The 260-nt window shown below is 61.2% G+C and carries 1 protein-coding gene; it reads right to left on the reverse strand.

All coding sequences use genetic code 11. From position 1 onward, the window contains the following. Positions 1-260 (reverse strand): aspartate/glutamate racemase family protein (locus Ga0451573_RS19330; protein ID WP_231685822.1); only part of this gene is annotated, 260 nt, incomplete at both ends.

Genomic DNA, 260 nt, shown 5'->3' on the forward strand with positions numbered 1-260 from the left:
CGTGGACTTTTGCCCGGTCGATTTCGTTGGGAACCATAACCTCGATGCCGAATGCATCGCGCATATAGTCAGCGTAAAATCCGTGTTCCATGGTGTAGCGCGTCGCCAGCAGCAGCGGGCGTTGCTTGCCGGCGGCGGCAAGCACCCGGCCGGTTTCCTGCCGGATGTCGATCAGCGGAATGCTGACGGCACCTGCTACCTCGTTGGCAACAAGGTGCATCGTGTTGGTGCAGATGAGAACGCAGTCGGCGCCGGCCGCT

The organism is Phosphitispora fastidiosa (genome assembly GCF_019008365.1).
GTDB lineage: Bacteria > Bacillota > Thermincolia > Thermincolales > UBA2595 > Phosphitispora > Phosphitispora fastidiosa.